Annotated in this window: 16 protein-coding genes; 6 read left to right on the forward strand and 10 right to left on the reverse strand. The window is 62.6% G+C overall.

The features are described from left to right. Positions 1-153: 153 nt before the first annotated feature. Positions 154-1,776, reverse strand: coding sequence for a methyl-accepting chemotaxis protein (locus BLW22_RS04745; RefSeq protein WP_074844420.1), 1,623 nt, complete (start codon positions 1,774-1,776; stop codon positions 154-156). 314 nt (positions 1,777-2,090) lie between these two features. Between BLW22_RS04745 and BLW22_RS04750 the strand changes: the two genes are divergently transcribed. Next, entirely contained in the window at positions 2,091-2,462 is a 372-nt protein-coding gene (locus BLW22_RS04750; protein WP_074844425.1) for a hypothetical protein, read from the forward strand. A gap of 55 nt (positions 2,463-2,517) precedes the next feature. On the opposite strand, the gene BLW22_RS04755 is transcribed toward BLW22_RS04750, so the two are convergent. Further along, complete coding sequence (locus tag BLW22_RS04755; RefSeq protein WP_074844428.1) at positions 2,518-3,630, reverse strand: enoyl-CoA hydratase/isomerase family protein; 1,113 nt, start codon at positions 3,628-3,630, stop codon at positions 2,518-2,520. A gap of 136 nt (positions 3,631-3,766) precedes the next feature. Between BLW22_RS04755 and ung the strand changes: the two genes are divergently transcribed. Then, on the forward strand, positions 3,767-4,459 hold the full coding sequence (ung, locus tag BLW22_RS04760) for a uracil-DNA glycosylase (RefSeq protein ID WP_027604331.1): 693 nt from the start codon (positions 3,767-3,769) through the stop codon (positions 4,457-4,459). Positions 4,460-4,520: 61 nt separating this feature from the next. Here the strand turns inward: ung and BLW22_RS04765 are convergent, their stop codons facing one another. The 5 genes from BLW22_RS04765 to BLW22_RS04785 form a co-directional block, all read right to left on the reverse strand. Next, positions 4,521-5,558: an AbrB family transcriptional regulator gene (locus tag BLW22_RS04765; protein WP_074845154.1), complete on the reverse strand. Its 1,038-nt coding sequence runs from the start codon at positions 5,556-5,558 to the stop codon at positions 4,521-4,523. Beyond that, positions 5,551-7,065: a tripartite tricarboxylate transporter permease gene (locus BLW22_RS04770; protein WP_032888527.1), complete on the reverse strand. Its 1,515-nt coding sequence runs from the start codon at positions 7,063-7,065 to the stop codon at positions 5,551-5,553. Before BLW22_RS04770 ends, BLW22_RS04765 begins: the two co-directional genes overlap by 8 nt. 1 nt (position 7,066) lies before the next feature. Continuing rightward, positions 7,067-7,525 (reverse strand): tripartite tricarboxylate transporter TctB family protein, encoded by a 459-nt coding sequence (locus BLW22_RS04775; RefSeq protein ID WP_074844431.1) that lies wholly within the window; start codon positions 7,523-7,525, stop codon positions 7,067-7,069. 147 nt (positions 7,526-7,672) lie between these two features. Then, a complete protein-coding gene (locus BLW22_RS04780) occupies positions 7,673-8,656 on the reverse strand; it encodes a Bug family tripartite tricarboxylate transporter substrate binding protein (RefSeq protein WP_074844436.1) in 984 nt (327 codons plus the stop codon). 31 nt (positions 8,657-8,687) lie between these two features. After that, positions 8,688-9,980 carry an OprD family porin gene (locus BLW22_RS04785; protein WP_065947359.1) on the reverse strand — a complete coding sequence of 431 codons (1,293 nt, stop codon included), beginning with the start codon at positions 9,978-9,980 and terminating at the stop codon, positions 8,688-8,690. A gap of 235 nt (positions 9,981-10,215) precedes the next feature. Here BLW22_RS04785 and BLW22_RS04790 point away from each other — a divergent pair, with 235 nt between their 5' ends. Both BLW22_RS04790 and BLW22_RS04795 read left to right on the forward strand, forming a co-directional pair. Next, positions 10,216-10,887, forward strand: coding sequence for a response regulator (locus BLW22_RS04790; RefSeq protein WP_027604325.1), 672 nt, complete (start codon positions 10,216-10,218; stop codon positions 10,885-10,887). Then, the gene (locus tag BLW22_RS04795) at positions 10,880-12,265 is read left to right on the forward strand and encodes a sensor histidine kinase (RefSeq protein WP_065928218.1); all 1,386 of its coding nucleotides are present in this window, start codon (positions 10,880-10,882) and stop codon (positions 12,263-12,265) included. Before BLW22_RS04790 ends, BLW22_RS04795 begins: the two co-directional genes overlap by 8 nt. On the opposite strand, the gene BLW22_RS04800 is transcribed toward BLW22_RS04795, so the two are convergent. Both BLW22_RS04800 and ygfZ read right to left on the reverse strand, forming a co-directional pair. Then, complete coding sequence (locus BLW22_RS04800) at positions 12,266-13,087, reverse strand: HDOD domain-containing protein (RefSeq protein ID WP_065928217.1); 822 nt, start codon at positions 13,085-13,087, stop codon at positions 12,266-12,268. Positions 13,088-13,123: 36 nt separating this feature from the next. After that, positions 13,124-14,065: a CAF17-like 4Fe-4S cluster assembly/insertion protein YgfZ gene (ygfZ, locus tag BLW22_RS04805; RefSeq protein ID WP_065928216.1), complete on the reverse strand. Its 942-nt coding sequence runs from the start codon at positions 14,063-14,065 to the stop codon at positions 13,124-13,126. A gap of 139 nt (positions 14,066-14,204) precedes the next feature. On the opposite strand from ygfZ, the gene BLW22_RS04810 reads away from it, so the two are divergent. Continuing rightward, entirely contained in the window at positions 14,205-14,459 is a 255-nt protein-coding gene (locus tag BLW22_RS04810) for an FAD assembly factor SdhE (protein WP_027604321.1), read from the forward strand. After that, positions 14,443-14,889 (forward strand): protein YgfX, encoded by a 447-nt coding sequence (locus tag BLW22_RS04815; RefSeq protein WP_065928215.1) that lies wholly within the window; start codon positions 14,443-14,445, stop codon positions 14,887-14,889. Before BLW22_RS04810 ends, BLW22_RS04815 begins: the two co-directional genes overlap by 17 nt. Here BLW22_RS04815 and nadB read toward each other — a convergent pair. After that, complete coding sequence (nadB, locus tag BLW22_RS04820; protein ID WP_074844440.1) at positions 14,858-16,474, reverse strand: L-aspartate oxidase; 1,617 nt, start codon at positions 16,472-16,474, stop codon at positions 14,858-14,860. The two genes, BLW22_RS04815 and nadB, sit on opposite strands and share 32 nt — an antisense overlap. Positions 16,475-16,574: the final 100 nt, after the last annotated feature.

Raw genomic sequence — 16,574 nt, forward strand, 5'->3', positions numbered from 1 at the left:
GAACCTGTTATCAATCCTGCACGCAAGAGACAAAGCGAGAGTCGTGCCAAGTGGCTTCGATGCCCGGCGGTTCAGCCGGGCGAGCGGGAGAGGAGGGTGTAGACGAGGGCGGTGTGCGCCACGCAGGTGCGCCGGCGCACTGTGATGAGGCGCTTACAGCTGGAACTTGCTGACCAGCATAGTGAACGAGGTGGCCAGGCGCGACAGGTCCTGGCTGGAGGCGTTGGTCTGGTGGGCACCGGCGGCGGTCTGGGTCGACAGGTCCTGAATGTTGAGCAGGTTGCGATCCACTTCGCGGGCCACCTGGGCCTGTTCCTCGGACGCCGAGGCGATCACCAGGTTGCGCTCGTTGATACTGGCCACGCTGGCGGTGATGCGCTCCAGCGCCTGACCGGCGTTTTGCGCCAGGGTCTGGGTGTTGTTGGCCCAGTTCAGGCTCTTGTTCATGGCGGCCACGGCGCCATCGGCGCCTGCCTGCACTTCACCGATCATTTTCTCGATGTCGACCGTGGAGGTCTGGGTGCGATGGGCCAGCGCGCGCACCTCATCGGCCACCACCGCAAAACCGCGACCTTGCTCACCGGCACGGGCGGCTTCGATGGCGGCATTGAGGGCCAGCAGGTTGGTCTGGTCGGCAATGCCGCGGATCACATCAATCACCTTGCCGATTTCGCGCACCTGGTTGGCGAGGTCAGCGACCGATTGGGTCGAATCGTTGATCTCCACCACCATCGACGACATGCCCGACACTGCCTGCTCCACCTGCTGGCGGCCGTCCTCGGCTTCGGCGGTGGCCTGGCGCGACGCCTCGGAGGTCGACACGGCGTTGCTCGCCACTTCGTCGACCGCTGCGGTCATCTGGTTGACGGCGGTGGCCGCTTGCTGGATTTCGTCGTTCTGGCGGGTCAGGCCACGGGTGCTTTCATCGGTGACGGCACTCAGCTCTTCGGCTGCCGACGCGAGCTGGTCGGAGGCATTGGCGATTTCCATCAGCGTGCTTTTCAGGCCGCCCTGCATATCGGACAACGCCATCAGCAGTTGCCCGGCTTCGTCGGTGCGGTCGGTCGTGATGGCTTGGGTCAGGTCACCCTTGGCAATGCGCTGTGCGTTCTCAACCGCTTGTGCGATAGGACGGGTGATCAGGCGCGTGATCAGCACACCGATGATAATCGCAATGATGAAGGCCAGGACAATGCCGCTGATCATCCAGGTCAATGCGCTGCTGCGAAGGTCCTCGGCGGCGAGGGCGCCTTCCTTGATCTGGCGGTTATTGGACTCGATCATCACACGGATCAACTCGCGCGCCTGGCGGAACAGTTCATTGTTGGTGCTGTTGAGCTGGGCACGGGCCTGCTCGACCTGGCCACTGTCGAGCATCGACATGATGCGTTCGGAGCTGCTGGTGTAAGTTGGCCAGATCTGGTCGAGCTTGTCGCCTGCTGCCCGTTCGTCGTCTTCCAGGGGCGTGGCGCGGTAGGTGGCGTAGGCGCTCTGGCTGCGTTTGAGTTCGTTGGCGATGTCCTGCCGTACACGGTCGCGGTCTTGTTGGGATACGTCGCCGTTGCTCGCATCCATCAAACGGTACAAACCACGGTTGTGGGCGACCAGGCTGTTGAGGGTGGCGGCCGTGGTGCTGACGGACACCAGGTTATTGGAGAACGTCAGTTCCAATGCATTGGCGAGGCGGACCACGCTTTTGATACCCAGCAGGCCGACCCCGAGGGTGACCAGTGCACACAATAGAAATGAAAGCAGCAGTTTGGTTGAGATTTTCATGGCTCGGATCCGGCGAAAGTGGCGAAGGGCGCACGTTAGAGCCTCCCTGGCTTATGCGATGTCATAGTGACATCATCGCAATCGGGAAAGTTTCGAGCCAGAAAAATTTACTGAATCGATAAACCTGGGGGTTGTTAAGTGCTATACCGCAGTGCGTCTGACGGGATGTGGCTGCCCTTGGCATTGATGTATCAAGTTGTTACCAAAACGCACCAGATTCGGTTTTTGATGTCAGATGTTTCGTCATTCAGTGAAAGCTGAATGCCGCCCCCCAGCGTCGCTGGAGGTGCTCTTCCGCGGTCCAGGAGGCCGCCATGTATCGACGACTGCTGCTCAGCGCTTTACTCGGTCTGACCCTTTGCGCTTGTGTGCCCTACTACGATGGAGGCCAGAGCTACTACCGTTCCGAGGTCTACACCTCACCGGCGCCGGCTTATTACTATGGCGGCGGCACGGCGTATCAATATCGCCGTGATTACTACCCGTCGCCGCGTTACTACGCTCCGGCACCGCGTTACTACTCGGCACCGCGTTATTACCAGCCGGCGCCTCGCTATTACCCGTCAGGGCCAAGGGCCGGTTACCGGCCTTACCCGAACCAGGGCTGGGGGGATCGTTGGAACAATGGCGGGCATGGACGCGGTGGTGATCATGACCGTGGAGGTGGCCGTGGCGGTCACCGTTGACCGGCCTGTATGACAAGCGGCGCATGAAGCGCCGCTTTTTTATGGGCGCAAAACCTCAGTAATCGGACAAGTCCGCCAGCGGGTGCCGGCCTTCCCACGCCTTGGTGAAGTGCGCCTGCACCACGGCGTCCGGGACCGTATTGATGTCTGGCCAATGCCAATGGGGCTTCTGGTCCTTGTCGATCAACCGCGCGCGCACCCCCTCGCTGAATTCCGGATGGCGGCAGCAGTTCAGGCTCAGGGTGTATTCCATCTGGAACACCTCGGCCAGGGACAGGTGGCGGGCCCGCTGGATCTGTTCCCACACCAGGTGCGCGGTCAGCGGGCAGCCTTCGCTCAATGTCTTGCCGGCGCGATTGAACAGTGGGTCCGCGTGGTCACGCAGCGGGCTCAAGGCGCGCCAGGCGCTGCGCACATCGCCGACGTCCAGCCATTCGTCGATCTGTGCCCGGCGCGGCAGCCATTGCGCCTCGGGTTGCTGGGCCACGGCTTCCTGGGCCATGGCCTTGAGCAGGCTGTTGAGCTGTATCGCGGTCTGCTTCTGCCAGTTCAGTTGCAGCAGGCCATCGAGCAACTCGTCTTGTTGATCGTCACGCAGGAAACGGTCGGCCAGGCCCAGGTCCAGGGCGTCACGGCCGTTGATATGGGCGCCGGTGAGGCCAAGGAATAAGCCCAGCTTGCCGGGCAGGCGCGACAGGAACCAGCTGGCACCCACGTCCGGGTAAAGGCCGATGCTGATCTCGGGCATGGCCAGGCGGCTGCTCGGCGTGACAATCCGTATGGCCGCGCTTTGCAGCAGGCCCATGCCTCCGCCCAGCACGTAACCGTGGCCCCAGCAGATCAGCGGCTTAGGGTAAGTGTGCAAGCGGTAGTCGAGGCGGTATTCCGCGGCAAAAAACTGTGCGGCCAGGGCCGGCACTTCACCCGGCTGCTCGCGGCAGGCTTGGGCCAGGCTGCGCACTTCGCCCCCGGCGCAAAACGCCTTGGGCCCGTTGCCACGCAGCAGCACACAGACGATGTTCGGGTCTTTGGCCCAGGCCTCCAGGCGATCAGTCAGGGCCAGGATCATCGGCAAAGAGAGGGCGTTGAGGGACTTTTCAGCGTCGAGGCTGGCGATGCCGACGCGGGCGCCGCCACTGCCGGTCAGTTCTTCGAAGTGCAGATTCATCGTGACCTCAATCGAGAAGGTGAAGGATCAGTATGATCGCTTCGTGGGAAAGTGCCGGTGGTGTGTCAGATCAATTGACAAGCAGGGCCGGCTTTCCTAGGGTTCGCCTCATTCTTTTCTACAAGACATTTCAACTATGACCGAAGGCGACCGTATCAAACTCGAACCCAGCTGGAAACACGCCCTGCGTGATGAGTTCGATAAGCCCTACATGGGCCAGTTACGCGAGTTCCTGCGCCAGGAACATGCCGCCGGCAAAGAGATCTACCCGCCCGGCCCGCTGATCTTCAATGCGCTTAACTCAACGCCGCTGGACAAGGTCAAGGTGGTGATCCTCGGCCAGGACCCGTACCACGGCCCCGGGCAGGCCCACGGCCTGTGCTTCTCGGTACAACCGGGCGTGCCGGCGCCGCCGTCCCTGGTCAATATCTACAAAGAGCTCAAGCGCGACCTGAACATCGACATCCCCAACCACGGCTGCCTGCAGAGCTGGGCCGACCAGGGCGTATTGCTGCTCAACACCACCATGACCGTGGAACGCGCCAACGCCAATGCCCATGCGGGCAAGGGCTGGCAATTCTTTACCGATCGGATTATCGAAGTGGTCAGCGAACACCAGCCGCATTTGGTGTTCCTGTTGTGGGGCGCCCATGCCCAGGGCAAGCAGAAGCTGGTCGATGCCACCAAGCATTTGGTGCTGACGTCGGTGCATCCGTCGCCGTTGTCGGCGTATCGCGGGTTCCTGGGGTGCGGGCATTTCAGCCGCACCAACAAGTTTCTTGAGCAGAACGGCGAGACGCCGATTGAGTGGCGGTTGCCGCCGCTCTAAGGCCAGGCACATTCAAATGTGGGAGGGACAAGCCCCCCACAGGTTGAACTGTGCCGAAGGTTTAGATTTTTTCCGGCTGACGGTTCCAATGCCGAAACAACGGCTCCGCCAGAAACAGCACAAACAACAAGCGCATCACCTGCATCGCCGTCACCAACGGCACCGACAGTTGCAGGGTCTCGGCCGTAAGGCTCATCTCGGCAATCCCGCCGGGCATCATGCCCAGGGTCAGCGAGCGCAGGTCCAGGTGGGTGAGGGCGCTCAAGCCCACCGCCGCCAACGTTGCCAACGCCATGGTCAAGGCCGTGCCGATCAAGGTGCGGCCCATGAACGACGGTGCTCGACGAAAGAACTGCCGGTTGAAGTGGCAGCCCAACCCGCTGCCGATCAACCACTGGCCGATCTGGCTGCCGCCGTCGGGCAGGCCGATATGCAGGTCCCACACCACGCTGGCCGTCGCACTGACCAGCAAGGGGCCGAACAACCACGGGTTAGGCTGGCGCAAGCGCTGCCAGCCCCAGGCCACCAGTGCACCGAGTGGAAACAGCAGCGCCAGCCACGCCCAACTGACAGGCGCCGGATGAAACTGCGGCGCACCGCCGCCCAACAGATACTTGAAGATCGCCGGCACACACAGCACCACCACCAGCACGCGCAGACTTTGCCCAGCCGCGACACGGCTGAGTACCGCGCCATTGCGCGAGCCGAGGTTGACCATTTCCCCGGAACCGCCCGGCATGCTCGAGAAGAACGCGGTGGCGCGGTCTTCACCACTGCGGCGCATCAACCACACGCCCACCACGCTCGACAGGCTGGTGACCAGCGCCCCGAAGAAAATCAGGCCGAAGTGGCTCATCACCTGTTCGATCACCACCGGGGTGAAGTGCAGGCCGATGCCGATGCCCACCACCCATTGGCCGCATTTGCGCCCGCCGGGAATCTCCGCTAACTGCCAGGGCGTTAGGCAACGCACGAGGATGATCGCCAGTAAGGAGCCGACCATGTACGGCAAAGGCCAGCCAACCAGGCTGGCCAGGTAACCGCCGGCCAGGCCGACCAGCGGTGTTCCCCACCAATGTTTAAAGATGACCTCAGACATCGGCCACGGCACGACGCTGTTGGGCACGTTTACGCCAGATACGCAGCAACGGTACAAACAGCATGATGGCGGTCAGCACCCAGACGCCAAAGGTAATCGGGCTCGACCACAGGATTTCCAGCGCACCGTTGGAGATCGACAGCGCACGGCGCAGGTTTTGTTCCATCAGCCCACCGAGGATAAAGCCCAGCAGCACCGGCGACAGCGGGAAGTCCAGCTTGCGCAGGATGTAGCCGAAGATGCCGATACCGACCATCAGGAACAGGTCGAAGGTGGTGGCGTGCACCGCGTACACACCGATCGCGGTGATGATCGCGATCACCGGCACCAGCGCCCAGTTCGGCACGGCGAGGATGCGCGTGAAGATGCGGATCATCGGGATGTTGAGGATCACCAGCATGATGTTGGCGATAAACAACGAGGCGATCAGGCCCCAGACGATGTCCGGTTGCTGTTGGAACAGCAGCGGGCCGGGGGTGATGTTGTACAGCGACAGGGCGCCGATCATCACGGCGGTGGTGCCCGACCCGGGAACGCCGAGGGTCAGCATCGGTACCAGGGCACCGCAGGCGGACGCGCCGATGGCGGTTTCCGGTGCAGCCAGGCCGCGCATGTCGCCCTGGCCGAATTTGCCGCTGGCACCGGCCAGGCGTTTCTCGGTCATGTAGGCCACCGCCGAGGCCAGGGTCGCGCCCGCGCCGGGCAGCACGCCCATGATGAAACCGAGCAGGCCGCAACGAATGTTCACCACGAACACCGAACCTGCTTCTTTCAGGTTGAACATCATCCGCCCGGTGGCTTTTACCGCTTCCTGGCCACGGTGGGTTTTTTCCAGCAGCAACAGGATCTCGCTGATGGAGAACAAGCCCAGCACCAACACCACAAACTGGATGCCGTCGGTGAGGTGGATGTTATCGCCGGTGAACCGGTACACGCCGCTGTTGGCGTCGATGCCCACGGCGGAAAGGAACAGGCCGATCAGCGCCGCCACAAAGGTCTTCAACGGTTTGTCACCGGCCATGCCGCCCAGGCAGACAATCGCGAACACCATCAGCACGAAATATTCCGCCGGGCCGAAGGCAATCGCCCATTTGGCCAGCAGCGGCGCGAACAGCACCATGCCGCAGGTGGCGATAAACGCGCCGATGAACGAACTCCACGCGGACAACGACAGCGCCACACCGGCCAAGCCTTTGCGGGCCATCGGGTAGCCGTCGAGGGTGGTCATCACGGTGGAGGCTTCGCCCGGGATGTTCAGCAGGATCGAGCTGATACGCCCGCCGTATTCGCAGCCCAGGTACACGGCGGCCAGCAGGATCAGCGCCGATTCCGGCGGCAGGCCCAGGGCGAACGCGATGGGGATCAACAGCGCCACGCCGTTGATCGGGCCCAGGCCCGGCAACAGCCCGACCACGGTGCCGATCAAGGTGCCGCACAGGGCGGTCACCAGGTTGTAGGGGGACAGTGCAACGCCGAAGCCCTGGCCCAAATAGCCGAAAGTATCCATATCAGTTCTCCAGAACGTCGAGCAGGCCGAGGGGCAGCGGAACATCCATGACTTTATCGAACAGCAGATAAAGACCGATGGCCATCAGGCTGACGATCACCACACTGGGCACCCAGCGGCCGCCATACAGGCGCGCCATGGGGATGCCGATCAGCATGCTGCTGAGGATGAAACCCAGGGGCTCGAAGGTGCCGGCAAACACGATCAACAGCGCCACGCAGATGCTGATCTTGACCAGTGTCTGGCGGTCGAGCGCGGGTTCTTCTTCGGTGTGCTTGGTGGGTTGCGGGCGGAACAGCATGTAGATCAGCGCCAGGCTCATCAGCCCGAGCATCAGCAATGGGTAGGCCCGAGGCCCCACGGGCTCGTAGGAAAACGCCGCCTGATACGGCCAGGCCATCAGTGCCAGGCCGGCACAGGCCAGCAACAGCACAGCGGCAAAAATGCGTTGTAAGAGCATAGGAAACTCCAAGGCCCCTCTTGTAGGAGCGAGCTTGCTCGCGAAAAACGTCAACGATAACGCGTGCTGTCTGGATGCACGTGGATGTCCTTGGGTTCTTCGCGAGCAAGCTCGCTCCTACAGGGGCATTACACAAAAGAGGGGCGATTACTGGATCAGGCCGAACTCTTTGGCCAGCACTTTGTAGTCAGCCACCTGTTTCTTCACGTAGGTGTCCAGCTCCGGGCCAGTCATGGCGAACGGGAACAGCTCGCGCTGGTCACGCAGCTTGGCGAACTCGTCGGAGGCCAGCAGTTTATCGAAGGCCTCCTTCCACCAGGCGTAGTCGGCATCGCTGACTTTTGGCCCGAGGTAGAAGCCACGCACCACCGGCCAGACGATGTCGTAGCCTTGCTCTTTGGCGGTCGGAATATTCTTCATTTCCGGCTCGTCCAGGCGCGCCTCGGAGAACACCGCCAGCAGGCGCATGTCACCGCTGAGGATGTGCGGCATGGAGTCGGAGATGTCGGTACTGCCGACCTGGATATGCCCGCCGAGCAGGGCGGTGGCGATTTCACCGCCGCCTTCGAGCGCCACATAGCGCAGCTCGCGCGGGTTGATCCCGGCGGCCTTGGCGATCAGGGCGGTTTGCATCCAGTCCTGGCTGCCCACGGTGCCGCCGGAACCGATCACCACGCTGCCCGGATCTTTCTTCAGGGCTTTAACCAGGTCGTCGAGGGTCTTGTAGGGCGAATCGGCTTTAACGGCGATGGCACCGTAGCTGGTACCCACGGCGGCCAGCCAGCGTACGGCGCTCTCATCGAAGCGTCCGAACTTGCCCTGGGCCAGGTTCAGCAGCGAACCGCTGGACCAGGCCACCAACGTACCGCCGTCCGCAGGACGCTGGGCCACCACGGCGTTATAGGCCACCGCGCCCACGCCGCCCGGCATGTAGGTCACGCGCATTGGTTTGCTCAGCAGTTTCTCGTTGACCAGCGCGCTTTGCGCCAGTTTGCAGGTCAGGTCAAAACCACCGCCGGGGGAGGCCGGGGCGATGCATTCCGGGCGCTTGGGTTCGTCGGCGGCCAGCAGTTGGCCGGCGAACAGCATGCAGCCGGCGGCGAGGGCCAATTTACGCAATGAAGGGGTCATGGTGATCTCCGTCTTTGTTGTTATGAGTGGCTTACCAGAGCGCAACGCTGTAGCTGACCAGCAGGCGCATTTCATCCGCATCACGGGCTGAATAGTTGGAACGGTAGGTGGCATTGCGCAGACGCACGGCGACATCCTTGAATGTGCCGCTTTGCACCACGTACTTGATCTCGCTGTTGCGCTCCCATTCCTTGCCGGTGTCGCCGTTCCTGAGCTTGATATTGTCACCCGAGAGGTAACGGCTCATGAAACTCAGGCCGGGAATGCCCAGCTTGGCGAAGTCGTAGTCGTAGCGCGCCTGCCAGGAGCGCTCTTCGGCGCCGGCAAAGTCGTTGATCTGCACGAAGTTGACCAGGTACGGGTCGCTGCCATCCACATAGGGAAAGGCGCTGTCGCCGGACATATGCTGGTAGCCGGCGCTGAGCTTATGGCCATTGAGGGCATAGCTGAACAGGCCGTTGAGGGAGGTGTTGTCGATCTTGCCGCCACGGGCTGCGCCTGCGTCATCGCTGATCGCCAGGCGCAGGTCGGTGGCGAAGGTGCCGGGGCCCATCGGGCGCGCGGCGACCAGGCCGAGGAAGTGCTGGCGGTACACGTCGTCGAGCTGGGCGAAGTGGTAGCTGCCGGTGATCTTGTCGGCGAACTTGTAGTCGACCCCGCCGAAGTTGAAATGCTTGCCGGTGGCACCGCTGAGGAAGCGGCTGTTCTTGTTATTGAGGGCGATGTCTTCGTAGTTGCTGTCGTCGCGGTCCTTGGCTTTGTCGAGACGGCCGCCGGTGAAGACCAGGTTCTTGAATTCCTTGGAGGTGATCAGGCCACCGTTGAAGGTCTGCGGCAGGATACGACCGTCGTTGGGCTTGAGGATCGGCAGCTCGGGCATCAGCGAACCGATCTTCAGCTCGGTAGCGGAAATCTTCACTTTGCCGGTCAGGCCCAGCTTGGAGTACTCGTTGGCGGCGCGGCCATCGTCGTGGGTAGGCAGCAGGCCGGTGCCGGTGCGGTCGGGGCTGGAGTCGAGCTTGACCCCGAGCATGCCCAGCGCATCCACGCCAAAGCCGACGGTGCCGTCTGTGTAGCCCGATTGCAGGTTGAGCATGAAGCCCTGGGCCCACTCGTCGCGCTTGGACTGCTGGGCGCTGGTGCCGTCGCGAAAGTCGCGGTTGAAGTACATGTTGCGGGTTTCCAGGGTCGCGCTGCTGTCTTCGAAGAAGGCAGCCTGGCCAAGCGGCGAAAAGCCGGCAAGGGCAGCGGCACTGGCAAGGGCGGTGTGGGTCAGGCGGGAAATACGAACAGGCGGGCAAGCCTGGGGCTGTGTCGACAGCATCGTGGTGCACTCCGTTATTGTTCTTATTTTGGCGAAAACGCTTCAAGGCGTTTTTCGGGCGCGACCCATCAGGTCGCTCGGCAGGCATGACCTACCGTGGCTGGATGCTAAAGGGCGAAGCTTTCACTAACCTTTCAGCTGTCTTTCAATGTTTTCAGGCTTCACAGGGCAGTCGGCGCCTGTAAACTGCCCGGCAAAGCGTGGCGCCGACCACGTCCGAATAAGGTGGAAATCCATGCGTGTCCTTCTGGTTGAAGACCATCTGCAACTCGCCGAAAGCGTCGCCCAAGCGCTCAAGAGCACAGGTTTGACCGTCGACGTATTGCATGACGGCGTGGCCGCCGACCTGGCCTTGAGCAGCGAGGATTACGCGGTGGCCATCCTCGATGTGGGCCTGCCGCGCATGGACGGTTTCGAGGTACTGGCGCGCTTGCGGGCGCGTGGGAAAAACCTGCCGGTGCTGATGTTGACCGCGCGCAGCGATGTGAAGGACCGCGTGCATGGCCTGAACCTGGGCGCCGATGACTACCTGGCCAAACCGTTCGAACTGACCGAGCTGGAAGCCCGGGTCAAGGCGCTGCTGCGCCGCAGTGTGTTGGGCGGCGAGCGTCAGCAGGCGTGTGGTGTGCTGGTTTATGACCTCGACACCCGTCGTTTCACCGTGGGCGGCGAGTTGATGACGTTGACCTCCCGCGAGCAAGCCGTGCTTGAAGCGCTGATTGCCCGCCCAGGCCGGGTGATGAGCAAGGAGCAACTGGCTTCACAGGTGTTCGGCCTGGACGAAGAGGCCAGCCCCGACGCCATCGAAATCTACGTGCACCGCCTGCGCAAGAAGCTCGATGGCCAACCCATCGCCATCGTGACGTTCCGCGGTCTCGGCTACCTGCTGGAAGCCCGCGATGCATAAGCCCAGCAGCCTGCGCTGGCGCCTGCTGTGGAACCTGGCGCTGCTGCTGGTGCTGTTGATGCTCGCCAGTGGCATGAGCGCCTACTGGAACGGTCGCGAAGCGGCCGACACCGCCTATGACCGCACGTTGCTGGCCTCGGCGCGTACCATTGCCGCCGGCCTGACCCAGGTGGACGGCACCCTCAGCGCCAACGTGCCCTATGTCGCCCTCGACACCTTTGCCTACGACAGCGCCGGGCGCATCTATTACCAGGTCAATGACATTGATCAGAAGCTGATTTCCGGCTACGAAAACCTCCCCGGCCCGCCCCCCGGCACTCCGCGCACCGACGACTACCCGGCGCTGGCGCGCTTCTACAACGCCAAGTACCAGGGCCAGGAAGTGCGGGTGGTCAGCCTGCTCAAGGCGGTCTCCGAACCGAACATGAACGGCATGGCGGAAATCCGCGTGGCCGAAACCGATGAGGCACGGGTGAGCATGGCCCGCAGCCTGATGGCCGACACCTTGCTGCGCCTGGGCATGCTCGCCATCGGTGCCTTGTTGCTGGTGTGGTTTGCCGTCAGCGCCGCATTGCGCCCGCTGGAGCGCCTGCGCACCGCGGTGGAAGAGCGCCAGCCCGACGACTTGCGGCCGTTGCCGTTGGTGGAAGTGCAGCATGAGTTCGGCCCGCTGGTGCGTTCCCTCAACCACTTCACCGAACGCCTGCGCGGCCAGTTCGAGCGTCAGGCGCAGTTTATTGCCGATGCATCCCATGAACTGCGTACCCCGTTGGCGGCGCTCAAGGCACGCCTGGAGCTGGGCCTGCGTGCCGAAGACCCCGCGACCTGGCGCAGCACCCTGGAAACCGCCGCCCAAGGCACCGATCGGTTGACCCACCTGGCCAATCAGTTGCTGTCCCTGGCGCGCATCGAAAACGGTGCCCGGGCGATTGCCGAAGGCGGCGCGCAGTTGCTCGACCTCAGCCAATTGGCCCGTGAGCTGGGCATGGCCATGGCGCCGTTGGCCCATGCGCGTGGCGTGGCACTGGCGCTGGAGGCGGATGAACCGGTGTGGTTGCGTGGCGAGCCGACGCTGCTCAACGAACTGTTGAGCAACCTGGTGGACAACGCCCTGGCGCACACGCCACCGGGCGGCAACGTGATCCTGCGGGTCACGGCGCCGGCGGTACTGGAGGTGGAAGATGATGGCCCAGGTATTCCGCAGGAGGAGCGCGACCGGGTGTTCGAGCGCTTCTACCGCCGTAGCCAGCAAGGCATGGGCTCAGGCCTGGGGTTGGCGATCGTGGGCGAAATCTGTCGTGCGCATCTGGCCCAGATCAGCCTGCATGACGGCGAGCACGCGGGGTTGAAGGTGCGTGTGAGTTTTATCGCCGGTTGATCAATCGAACATGGCGCGCGCTTCATCCAGCTCTGCGCGCAGTTTTTCGCTGTAGGGATCAACCCGCAGTTTTTTCATCGCAGGCACGCTGGAGACGTCCACCTTGGCCAGGGGGTGATCGGTGCCGTGATGGCAATACAGCATGGCAATCTGCACCACGTCGATGTAGTCGAGGCAGGCTGAGTCCCGGTCCAGGTTCAGGTACTGGCCCGGCAGTTTCGCCAGCATTTCCGGGAAGTCCCAACCACTCAGCAACTTGTCGCCCAGCACCGGGTGGATGCTGTCGATCACGTGGTTGAGGCTGACCGGATCTGACAACAGCTCGTAGTGGTCTTCGGCGTAGGTCAGGATCGGCAGCACGCCGATCTGGTGCACCAGGCCGCCCAGCGCTGCCTGGTCCGGCTTGAGCTGGCTGTGGTTGCGGCACAGGGCGTAGCTGACGCCCGCCACTTCCAGGCTGCGGCGCCACACATCGCGCATTTTCTGTTCGACCACTTCGGAACGGGCGTGGAAGATCTGTTCCATCACCAGGCCGATGGCCAGGTTGCTGCTGTAGTTGGTGCCCAGCCGGGTGATGGCGGTGTGCAGGTCGGTGACTTCCTGGGTGGCGCGCAACAGCGGGCTGTTGACCACTTTGATCAGGCGCGCCGACAACGCAGTGTCGCGGCCGATCACTTTACTCAAGTGGCTGATGCTGATTTCCGGGTCTTCAGCGGCCTGACGGATGTTCAGGGCCACTTCCGGCAATGTCGGCAGAACCAGGTCATCGTTGTCGATGGCCTTAACCAACGCCTGTTGGACTTTTTCCGCCAGTTTGTTCATTCATGCTCTCTAGGGTGTTGCAGGAAAATACGGCGACTAACGCTGGATCTCACGATCGCGGTCAAGGGTGTAAGGCAGGTCAAGCAGTTGCAAACCGGGGCCTTCCAGCGTGCCTAGGTGCACATCGCCACTATCGGCAGCTTCGGCTTGCAATACCGCCAGAAGTTCAATCACCTGGTCAGCTTTTGCTGCAATCACCACTTCGCCGATCGAGCTGTTGTGGCTGGGGGAAAACAACGGGGTGCCTGGCTCGGGCATTTCAGCCGCGTTCAGGCTCAAGCGGTACAGGCGACGCTTGAGTTTGCCCAGGTACTGCATGCGCGCGACGATTTCCTGGCCGGTGTAGCAGCCTTTCTTGAAGCTGACGCCGCCCACGGCCTGCAGGTTGAGCATCTGCGGGATGAACAGTTCGCGGGTCTGGGGCATGACCTGGCCGATACCGGCGCGGATCTGGCCCAGTAGCCAGTGATTCAAGTCGGTTTGTGTCAACTGTGCGGCCAATTGGCCGCGCACGCCGTCGGCTTGCTCGGCAGGTACCCAGAGTTCGGCGCGGGCGGGAGACACGCGGACGGCGATCAGGTGTTCGGTACGGGCAACGCTGTCCGTTTCGGTGGGCAGCTCAAGGCCAAGGCCGGTCAGCGCCTGATCGCCATCGATCACACCGAAACGCACCCAGGCGGCGCTTTCGTCGGTGAGCTTGGACTTGGAGAACACTGCATATTTCTTCAGGTCCGCCAGTTGCGGTTCGAGCAGCTCGGTGGCCATGGCCAGGAGTACGCCGTCGCCCTGCAACAGGATGCGGAAGCTCGACTGCATGCGGCCTTTTTGTGTGCAGCGCGCACCGAGGCTGGCCTGGGTGTCGCTCAGGTAATTGAGGTTGCAGGTGAGTTGTCCCTGCAGGAACTTGGCAGCGTCGGAGCCGCGGACGGCGAGAACGCCTTCGTGGGACAGGGGGCAGAAGAAAGCAGAGTCAGCCATGGGTCATCGCAGGTCAAAAAGTCATGGGTGCATCATAGAGGGGCGCCCGGCAAATGGATAGTTTCCGTAGGGGCGACCAAAGCCGACTGTTCCGGTGCCGTCGGGCCTGTATACTTGCGCTCTATTTGAGGAGCGCTCCATGGTCGAAGATGTAGAAATCAATCGTCTCTACTGGCACAGCCGTCGTGGCATGCTTGAGCTTGATGTGTTGCTGGTGCCTTTTACCAAAGAGGTATATGCGACGCTCAATAAGGAAGATCGCGATCTCTACGTCAGGCTGCTGACTTGCGAAGATCAGGACATGTTCGGCTGGTTCATGGAGCGGGCCGAATCCGAAGATCCTGAACTGCAGCGCATGGTCCGGATGATCCTGGATCGTGTCCAGCCCAAGTAATCGTTTCGAATGCCGCTGGCAGGCCTCACGGCTGCTGCTGGCGGCGTATCTCCTTGCCCAGCTGTTCGCGCTGGGTGCGCTGATGGTCCTCGACTCTCCCTTTGCTGTCCTCGGCGTGCTGGCGTGCCTGGCCCATGCTGCCTGGGTATTGCCGCGTTATGTCCTGCTGACTCACCGTTCGTCGATTCGTGGCCTGCGACGGGATGAAGAGGGCTGGCAATTATTCAGCAGTGAGCGCGGCTGGCATCGCGTGCAGCTGCGGCCCGACAGCCTGGCGTTGCCGCTGATTGTGGTGTTGCGCTATCGCGTACCGGGGGAATGGCGGGTGCGCTCGGTCTGCGTGCCGACGGATTCGCAGGCCGCCGATGTGCACCGGCGCCTGCGGGTTCGCTTGAAGTTCAGCCGCCGTAGGTGGTTGGCACCAGAATAGTGTCGCGGGCCTCGGGCAACATCTGCGGGTAGTCGAGGGTGTAGTGCAGGCCCCGGCTTTCCTTGCGTTCCATGGCTGAACGGATCATCAACTCCGCGACTTGGGCAAGGTTGCGCAGTTCGATCAGGTCACGGCTGACCTTATAGTTGCTGTAGAACTCATCAATCTCATCCAGCAGCAGTCGCACCCGGTGTTGCGCCCGTTGCAGGCGCTTGTTGGTGCGCACGATCCCCACGTAATCCCACATGAAGCGCCGCAGCTCGTCCCAGTTGTGGGCGATGATCACGTCTTCGTCCGAATCGGTAACCTGGCTGGCATCCCAGCGGGGCAGGGCGGCCGGCACCGGGATGCGCGGCAGTTGTTCGAGAATGTCGGCTGCGGCCGAGCGGGCGTAGACGAAGCATTCGAGCAGTGAGTTGCTGGCCATGCGGTTGGCGCCGTGCAGGCCGGTGAAGCTGGTTTCGCCAATCGCGTACAGGCCGGGTACATCGGTACGCCCATATTGGTCGACCATCACACCGCCGCAGGTGTAGTGCGCCGCCGGCACCACCGGGATCGGGCCTTTGGTGATGTCGATGTTGAACGCCAGGCAGCGCTCGTAGACGGTCGGGAAGTGGGTCTTGATGAACGCTTCGGGCTTGTGGCTGATGTCCAGGTAGACGCAGTCGATGCCCAGGCGCTTCATTTCATGGTCGATGGCGCGGGCGACAATATCCCGTGGAGCCAGCTCGGCGCGCGGGTCGAAACGCTGCATGAAGCGCTCACCGTTCGGCAGCTTGAGGTGTGCACCTTCGCCGCGCAGGGCTTCGGTGATCAGGAAGCTCTTGGCCTGTGGGTGATACAGGCAGGTGGGGTGGAACTGGTTGAATTCCAGGTTGGCCACCCGGCAGCCCGAGCGCCATGCCATGGCAATGCCGTCGCCGCAGGCGCCGTCGGGGTTGCTGGTATAGAGGTAGACCTTGGCGGCGCCGCCTGAGGCGAGGATGGTGAAGCGCGCACCATAAGTATCCACCTCGCCGCTGGCGCGGTTGAGCACATAGGCGCCGAGGCAGCGTTCGCCCGGCAGGCCCAGGCGCTTTTCGGTGATCAGGTCGACAGCGACGCGTTGTTCCAGCAGTTCGATGTTGGGGCGTTGGCGGGCCTGGTCGAGCAAGGTCCTGAAGATCGCGGCACCGGTGGCATCGGCGGCGTGGATGATACGCCGATGGCTGTGGCCGCCTTCGCGGGTCAGATGGAACTCGAAGCCGCCGTCATCGCTGCCTGCGTGTTCGTCGCGGGTGAAGGGCACGCCCTGGTCGATCAGCCATTGGATTGCCTCGCGGCTATGCTCGACGGTGAAGCGCACCGCGTCTTCGTTGCACAGGCCACCGCCGGCGTTGAGGGTGTCTTCAACGTGGGATTGCACCGTATCGGTGTCGTCCAGCACCGCGGCGACACCGCCCTGGGCCCAGAATGTCGAACCGTTGGCCAGGTCGCCTTTGCTCAGGACGGCAATGCGCAGGTGGCTGGGAAGGGTCAGCGCAAGGCTCAAGCCGGCCGCGCCGCTACCGATCACCAGGACATCGTGTTGAAACTGTTGGCTCATTTGAAGGATTCCGCAAAAAGCGATCCACAGGGCTGGCGCAAACAGGACGCCTGGATCGGCGAATCAAAGGGTCACACGGGCCACTAGTATATAGAGGGGG

It is taken from the genome of Pseudomonas marginalis (genome assembly GCF_900105325.1).
Taxonomy (GTDB): domain Bacteria; phylum Pseudomonadota; class Gammaproteobacteria; order Pseudomonadales; family Pseudomonadaceae; genus Aquipseudomonas; species Aquipseudomonas marginalis.

Coding starts and splice junctions, on each gene's coding strand:
- BLW22_RS04745 (WP_074844420.1), bottom strand. CDS start 1,776: ATGAAAATCTCAACCAAACTGCTGCTTTCATTTCTATTGTGTGCACTG.
- BLW22_RS04750 (WP_074844425.1), top strand. CDS start 2,091: ATGTATCGACGACTGCTGCTCAGCGCTTTACTCGGTCTGACCCTTTGC.
- BLW22_RS04755 (WP_074844428.1), bottom strand. CDS start 3,630: ATGAATCTGCACTTCGAAGAACTGACCGGCAGTGGCGGCGCCCGCGTC.
- ung (WP_027604331.1), top strand. CDS start 3,767: ATGACCGAAGGCGACCGTATCAAACTCGAACCCAGCTGGAAACACGCC.
- BLW22_RS04765 (WP_074845154.1), bottom strand. CDS start 5,558: ATGTCTGAGGTCATCTTTAAACATTGGTGGGGAACACCGCTGGTCGGC.
- BLW22_RS04770 (WP_032888527.1), bottom strand. CDS start 7,065: ATGGATACTTTCGGCTATTTGGGCCAGGGCTTCGGCGTTGCACTGTCC.
- BLW22_RS04775 (WP_074844431.1), bottom strand. CDS start 7,525: ATGCTCTTACAACGCATTTTTGCCGCTGTGCTGTTGCTGGCCTGTGCC.
- BLW22_RS04780 (WP_074844436.1), bottom strand. CDS start 8,656: ATGACCCCTTCATTGCGTAAATTGGCCCTCGCCGCCGGCTGCATGCTG.
- BLW22_RS04785 (WP_065947359.1), bottom strand. CDS start 9,980: ATGCTGTCGACACAGCCCCAGGCTTGCCCGCCTGTTCGTATTTCCCGC.
- BLW22_RS04790 (WP_027604325.1), top strand. CDS start 10,216: ATGCGTGTCCTTCTGGTTGAAGACCATCTGCAACTCGCCGAAAGCGTC.
- BLW22_RS04795 (WP_065928218.1), top strand. CDS start 10,880: ATGCATAAGCCCAGCAGCCTGCGCTGGCGCCTGCTGTGGAACCTGGCG.
- BLW22_RS04800 (WP_065928217.1), bottom strand. CDS start 13,087: ATGAACAAACTGGCGGAAAAAGTCCAACAGGCGTTGGTTAAGGCCATC.
- ygfZ (WP_065928216.1), bottom strand. CDS start 14,065: ATGGCTGACTCTGCTTTCTTCTGCCCCCTGTCCCACGAAGGCGTTCTC.
- BLW22_RS04810 (WP_027604321.1), top strand. CDS start 14,205: ATGGTCGAAGATGTAGAAATCAATCGTCTCTACTGGCACAGCCGTCGT.
- nadB (WP_074844440.1), bottom strand. CDS start 16,474: ATGAGCCAACAGTTTCAACACGATGTCCTGGTGATCGGTAGCGGCGCG.